Annotated in this window: 4 protein-coding genes and 2 pseudogenes; 3 read left to right on the forward strand and 3 right to left on the reverse strand. The window is 54.0% G+C overall.

The window, feature by feature from the left end:
• Both ABX962_RS26185 and ABX962_RS26190 read left to right on the forward strand, forming a co-directional pair.
• Positions 1 to 417 (forward strand): annotated as a pseudogene (locus ABX962_RS26185) (hypothetical protein); the annotation flags it as partial.
• Between the two features lie 172 nt (positions 418 to 589).
• On the forward strand, positions 590 to 3,859 hold the full coding sequence (locus tag ABX962_RS26190) for a hypothetical protein (protein WP_372723772.1): 3,270 nt from the start codon (positions 590 to 592) through the stop codon (positions 3,857 to 3,859).
• Positions 3,860 to 3,877: 18 nt separating this feature from the next.
• On the opposite strand, the gene ABX962_RS26195 is transcribed toward ABX962_RS26190, so the two are convergent.
• Positions 3,878 to 5,074 carry an amidohydrolase family protein gene (locus tag ABX962_RS26195; RefSeq protein ID WP_372723774.1) on the reverse strand — a complete coding sequence of 399 codons (1,197 nt, stop codon included), beginning with the start codon at positions 5,072 to 5,074 and terminating at the stop codon, positions 3,878 to 3,880.
• Between ABX962_RS26195 and ABX962_RS26200 the strand changes: the two genes are divergently transcribed.
• The gene (locus ABX962_RS26200; RefSeq protein WP_372723776.1) at positions 5,073 to 5,693 is read left to right on the forward strand and encodes a DNA-3-methyladenine glycosylase; all 621 of its coding nucleotides are present in this window, start codon (positions 5,073 to 5,075) and stop codon (positions 5,691 to 5,693) included. The genes ABX962_RS26195 and ABX962_RS26200 overlap by 2 nt on opposite strands.
• On the opposite strand, the gene pncA is transcribed toward ABX962_RS26200, so the two are convergent.
• Both pncA and ABX962_RS26210 read right to left on the reverse strand, forming a co-directional pair.
• Entirely contained in the window at positions 5,694 to 6,323 is a 630-nt protein-coding gene (gene pncA, locus ABX962_RS26205; RefSeq protein ID WP_372723778.1) for a bifunctional nicotinamidase/pyrazinamidase, read from the reverse strand.
• Positions 6,313 to 6,642, reverse strand: a pseudogene (locus ABX962_RS26210) (NUDIX hydrolase); the annotation flags it as partial. The gene pncA and the pseudogene ABX962_RS26210, both read right to left, overlap by 11 nt.

A 6,642-nucleotide genomic window follows, 5' to 3' on the forward strand; every position in this document is an offset into this window, starting at 1 on the left:
ACTTGGTTCGCCGAACACAACGAAGAATCGACGCTCGCATTATTTGCTACCAATTACCAAGACGAGATGGTGGGTCCTGGAATCGGACTGAGCATCTATGGTGGCGCGCTGTTTTTGTATCCGCCGGTCGTCATTCCCGACGTCTGGGTCGACCCTCGAGTGGACTACGCCGAAACGCTCGAAGAACGGCTGATTGCCGCGGCTTGCTTGCATTCACGCGGACGCGAGATCGCTTTGCTATCACCATTACCGCCTGGTTCGGGGTGGCAACGGTTGGCGCGGCGGCATCACAAACGGTTGGTGCATGTCCCGCTGAACTCGTTCAGCGACGAACAAGTCCAACAATTACGGATGGTCCACGTGCTCAATGGCAGCGAGATACGCAGCTTTGCCGCCGATTTCATTCGCCACGTTTAGAGGTCGGTGCTGCCCCCTCACGGCAAAATTCTCGGAAATCAAGGTCGACAGGGGGGCTAGCTTCCTGATAAAGCCAAACGAGCTGGACGTTCGCATGTGATAACTCGTCACCGCGTTCGGCCGTCAACCCTGTTCGTTGACTTTATGTGTGTTATTCCATTTGGAATCGAAGATGACCGAGTTGTTTGGACTACCGGCTGCTTTTTCCATGCTTGCGTTCCTGATCGCCGGCCTCCTGGTGGGGCACCTGTTGTGGTATCGCGATAACGCTTCGGATCGCAAACGACTGCGTGAGACCGAAGATCGTTATCTGAAATCGCGCGAGGTCGTACGTCAACATAAGCAACATGTCGCCGAACTCGAGTCACAGCTGAACGCCAAATCCAGCGAGCTCGAAAGCCGATCGTCTGAACACGAAAACTTGGCGACTCGCAATGCCGAGCTTCAAGCATTGCTGGACACCACCCGTGGTGAATCGAGCGAAGCAGTCGCTGCACGCGAAGAGGCAACGATACGGCTGAATGAAGAGGTCAGTCGCAACGAGCTACTTGTTTCTCAGCTTCAAGAAGTGCTGCAATCGAGCTCGGCCCTGGACGCCGAAATTCAGGCAACACGCCAAGAAAACGAAGCACGTGGGCAGGAAATCCAGGAACTAAACCAAACCAACACCGGGCTCAATGACGAGCTTGTGAAATTGCGAGCCGAACTGCAACAGCGGCAAACCGAAATCACCGAGTCCAACGACCAAACCGTGATCGATCTGCGTCAGCAACTCGAATCCGCACAAGCAGATTACCAGCACGTTGCTGAGACGAATCAGAATCTCGAGCAAGAACTCATCGCTCGGATCGCCGAGATCCAACAGCGAGACGCCGAGATCGCTGAGTTAACGACGCAGCAAAACGTCGCACATGAACAAACCCAAGCACAACAAGAACGTTTCAGCCAACTCGACGACGAAATCAAGAGCAAACAGTCGCGGCTGGACCAAATGAGCGAAGAACTCGACTCACTGTTGCCGTTGCGGGCTGAACTCGCTGAGACATCCGTCGCTTTGGCCGAGCAAAAAATGGCCTACGACCAACTGGTCAAACAGAACGATGCCCAAGCCGAAACGATCGATCAACTCACCGCTCAACACAGCGATTCGGGATATCGTTATGAATCGCTGCAGCAACAGTTAAGCGACAAGGATGCCGAGATCACCACGTTGACGGCGAAACATGACGAGTTAGCCGACGATTATCGCCAGCAAGCCGAAACCATTGCTACGCTGATCGCAGCGAAGCGTGAATCGGAGGATCGCTTCTCGACGTTGCAGCAGCAATTGAGCGAAAAGACAAGTGAGCTGGCTGCCTTGATGGACCAGTATCAACAACTCGCCGAAGAAAACCAACAACACAGCGAAACCATCGCCACGCTGACGGCGAAGCACAGTGACGCGGGTGATCGCTACGACTCGTTACAGCAACAAGTAAGCGAGAAGGAAGCCGCGATCGCCGAGCTGATCGGAACTCACCAACAACTCGCCGAAGAAAATCAACAGCATACCGAAACGATCGCCACGCTGACGGCCCAACACAGCGAATCGGGCGATCGCATCGCATCACTTCAGCAACAGCTAAACGACAAGGAAGCCGAGATCGCTGAGCTGATCGGCACCCAGCAACAACTCGCCGAAGAGAACCAACAGCATACCGAAACGATCGCCACGCTGACGGCCCAACACAGCGAAACGGGTGATCGAATCGCATTGCTGCAGCAACAACTGAGCGACAAGGAAGCTGCGGTCGCCGAACTGATCGGCATCCAACAACAACTCGCCGAAGAAATCCAGCAGCATACCGAAACCATTGCCACTCTGAACACACAGCACAGTGGCACGGACGGAAACGTGCAACTGCTGCAACAACAGCTCGATGAAAAAGACGCGATGATTGCCGAAGCGATCGCTCACCAAGAACAACTTCAACAATCGTTACAAACGAAGGTTGCCGAAATCGCTCGCCTCGAAGACGAATTAAGCGAACTCGTTCCACTGCAAAGTGTTGTTTCCGGCAAACAAAGCGAACTTGTGCAACTACAACAACGTTTGTCGAGCGCGATGATTGACTTGGAGCGGCAAACCGAGACGCTGCAAAGCCAAGAAAGCGAAATCAGCCAGCTTCAGCAACAACTGCTCACTTCGGAAACTGCGACCGCCGAATTAGAGCAAATCAAGCTCGAACTGACGCAAACCAAGAGCGAACTGGAACGATCCACGACAGCATTTGCGGAAACTCAAACCGACTTGGGCCAACGTCAAAGTGAACTGGACCAAACCCGATCGCAACTTTCGGAAACCGTGCGACAGTTGGACGAATTAACTTCCGAGCGAGAACAGAGTCTTGTTGAAATCCAAAAACTGACGAGCGAACTCACCGAGACACAATCACGTTTAAGTAGCCGCCAGGACGAATTGGATCAAACGAAGTCCAAATTGATCGAAACCACGTTGCGACTGGATGAACTGAAGTCCGAGCGAGAGCGTCGCGTGGCCGAAATCCAACAATTAAGTGCGGTACGTGAACAGACGGCCCTGATGTTGGAACAAACCAACGCAAAGTCGAACCAAAGCAAAACCCTGCTCGAGCAGCACAAGACTCAGCTCGAGCAGGCGAAGGTCCAGATCGAGCAATCCTCGGAGCGAATCAAGCGACTCGCCGACGAAAATAGTCAACTGCGTGGTTCGATCCGACCGCGGCAGGCCGAGTTCGAGCAGATGCAATCTCAGTTCGCTGACTTGCAGCGATCTGCCGAAGAACTTGTCTTCGCGAAGCAAACCATTGTGGAACTTCAACACGAAATCGTGTCGTTTGAAAAAACGAAGAACGAGTTTCAGCAGCAAAGCGAACGTTGGCAACAGGAGGCAGAGGTGTCCGCTTCGGTTCGCGAAAAACTGCAACTCACCCAGGGTCAACTCGAAGAGCTCCGCCGCGTTAACGAAGAACGCCGCGAAGAGATCGCGGCGCAAACCGACCAACTCGATTCGTTAAAGAGCCAACTGAAAGACTTTAGCCAATTGCGACATCAATTCGAGGAGGTGCAGCAGCAACTCGATGAAACTCGCGATCAACGAAGCCAGATCCAAGCGACCATCGACAATCAACATGCAACGATCCAAGAACTGCAGAGCCAACTCGAACAATCCGAGCAACTGCGTCCCGAAAACGATGCGTTGCAAACCCAAATCACTGATTTGCGTGAACATCTCAACCGGGTGACTGCGGAACTCGAAGACAGTCTCGAGGCGAATGCCAAGGCAAGCAATCGAATTCGCGATCTTGAAGGCGAACTTCACGATCATGCCGAAAAGATTCGCGAACTACGGCGGGCACGGGTTTCGGCTTCCGAGCCCCAACGAACCGCGGTTGCGGACGAAGATGTCAAACGAGCGGCGTAATCCAAATCGCTGGGAATTTCACACGCCGCGTTTTAGGGGTTGCTCGGCAAAGTCCCGATACACCCCCTGCAACGTCTTGGCACTTGTGGAGACAAGGTTGAACCGAGCGAACGAACCTCGCTGAAGTCGTCCGTGCCGGAACCTTCCCATCGCATCGGCGCCCCAAATCGTCCCCATACCGAGCACCTCTTCCGGATCGATATCAGGACGTTGATTCAGCAGAAACTGAATCTCTCGCCAGAGATTTAAGTCAGGATTGCTGGCACGGGAATCGGTCCCCAGCGCAACCCGAACTCCCCGCTCTAACATCGCATGAACGGGATGGGGTGGGTATCCAAAAAAATGATGTGTCCGCGGACAATAAACAACACTGAGTGATGGGTGATTGGCGATCTTTTCGATGTCGCTCACTTGAAGATCGTTGCCATGGACAAGCAAGCCGTAGGGTGCTTTGGCAAGCTGATCGATCAACCACTCAAACGGTTGACCGCCCCAGGGGAACAGCGACGCATCCCAGACACCCAACTGTTTCAACGTCTCGGCAAACGGTCCCGATCCGTCACACAACAATTGTCGCTCGGCAGGCGATTCGGCAACATGCATCGCCAATGGACGATTGGTCTGGCACGCCAATTGAACGCACCTTTCAATCAGCGGACGCGATGTCGAGTAGGGCGCATGAGGACTAATGCCACCGTCGGGCTGCGTTTGAACATGTTGCTCAGTGTGCGCAAAACGCTCGTCACCGCGTTGTTGTGACAGCCCGATCGTCTCGGCAAACGTGATGAGTTCAGGGGATTGATTTTGCGGTGGGAAGTCAGACTGCGACGGGTATTCACTCGGAAGCGTCGCGATTTCACCGACCAGACTCACACCGGCATCGAACGATTCCTGCAAGCCTTTGGCGATCGCCGCAGCTTTTGCTTGGCCCGTGGCGGATTGCCGGGCGGTGATGACTTGGCCGACCCAGCGGTACAGCGCAATGCCGGGCTCGCCAATCGGAGCGTCGCAGTCGGAAAACTCGAGATGCGTGTGCGCGTTGACCAAGCCTGGCAGCAGCGCCACATCGCCAAGATCCTCGGCATCGGTGGGTGCCGCCCCTTGCCCCACTTCGACGATCTGTTGACGATCCATGCGGACCCAACCACCATGAATAGGCGGACTCGAAACGGGAAAGATCCAACGTGCTGCAAAAGCGCGAGTTTGTTTTGTCATGAATAAATTGCCACTTCAAAAAGACCGTTTGACTCGCGAGTTCTATGCAAGGCCGACTGAAATCGTCGCTCGAGAATTGCTTGGCAAATGCCTGGTGCGACGTACGAATCGGCAATGGGTCGGTGGAATCATTGTCGAAACCGAAGCCTATTTGGCCGACGGGGACCCCGCCAGCCACAGTGCACGTGGGAAAACCCGAAGCAACGCGTCGATGTTTATGGGCGCTGGCACATTGTATGTCTATCCGATCCACGCGAAATACTGCATGAATGCCGTCACCGAAGGCCCGGGACGCGGAAGTGCGGTATTGATCCGCGCGATCCAGCCGCAGTGGGGAATCCAGCAGATGCAAAGCAACCGTCAAACGCAAGACCTGAAACGTTTGACCCGCGGCCCCGCGATGCTCTGCCAAGCCCTTGCCGTGGACCGCGGCGATGATGGAATCGATCTAACGACGGACCGAAACATCTTGATTGCTCAGCCGAGATCCCCTTCACCTGCGGGCGATGTCCACGCCACCCCGCGAATTGGGATCAGCAAGGCAATCGACGAGCGACTGCGATTCTTCTACCGCGGCAACCCCTTCGTCAGTGGACCTAAACGCGATCATCGCGGATGATCAAGAGAAGATTTCATCGCTGTGGATGACTTGCACGCCCGCCGCCTTCATCTCGTCGATCGCGTCTTCGAGATCATCGGAACTCTGACTGACACTGCGGCATCCGTCGATCAGTACTGACGTTTTGAAATTTAACATCGCGGCGTCCAGTGCGGTGTACTTGACGCAGTAATCGGTCGCTAGTCCCATGATAAACAAACGCTTGATTTGATGTTCGCGAAGATACTCGTGAAGTCCTGTGGCGTGTTTGTGACCGTTGTCAAAGAACCCGCTGTAGGAATCCATCGCTGGGTCAGTGCCCTTTCGAAAAATGGCGACGTCGCAGCGGATTTCAAGCGCATCGGCAAACGCGGCGCCTTCGGTCAGCTGGACACAATGATCGGGCCACAGCACTTGATCGACATCGCCCACCTTCACGACATCACCGGCGGGGTGCCCCGGATGTTGACTGGCGAAGCTAGAGTGGTTCGGAGGATGCCAATCCTGGGTCACGATCACGTTGTCGAATTCAGGCACACATCGATTGGCCACCGGAATCACCTCGTCACCCTTGGCGACCGCCAAGGCACCTCCCGGTAAAAAGTCGTTTTGAATGTCGACAAGGATCAACGCTTCACGCTTAGATCTCAAAGTGGAACCCTTCCTTTAGACGTTGTTGATACTTGCGACGATTGAATCGATACAAACGAGCCGCGCGGTGTGATACGTTCCGTTCGAACTCGTCAAGCTCTTCTAACACATCCATGTTTAACATTTTTTTACGAAAGTTTCGCTTGTCGATCTCACGATCCAAAATGATTTCGTAAAGTCGCTGCAAATCACGCAGCGGAAATTTACGAGGCAGCAATTCGAATCCAATCGGCTGATATTGAACTTTGCTACGGATTCGCTCGTGCGCCATCTTCAAAATTTCTTGATGATCAAACCCCAACTTGGGAAGCGAATTCAC

The organism is Novipirellula sp. (assembly GCF_041583735.1).
Classification (GTDB): domain Bacteria; phylum Planctomycetota; class Planctomycetia; order Pirellulales; family Pirellulaceae; genus Novipirellula.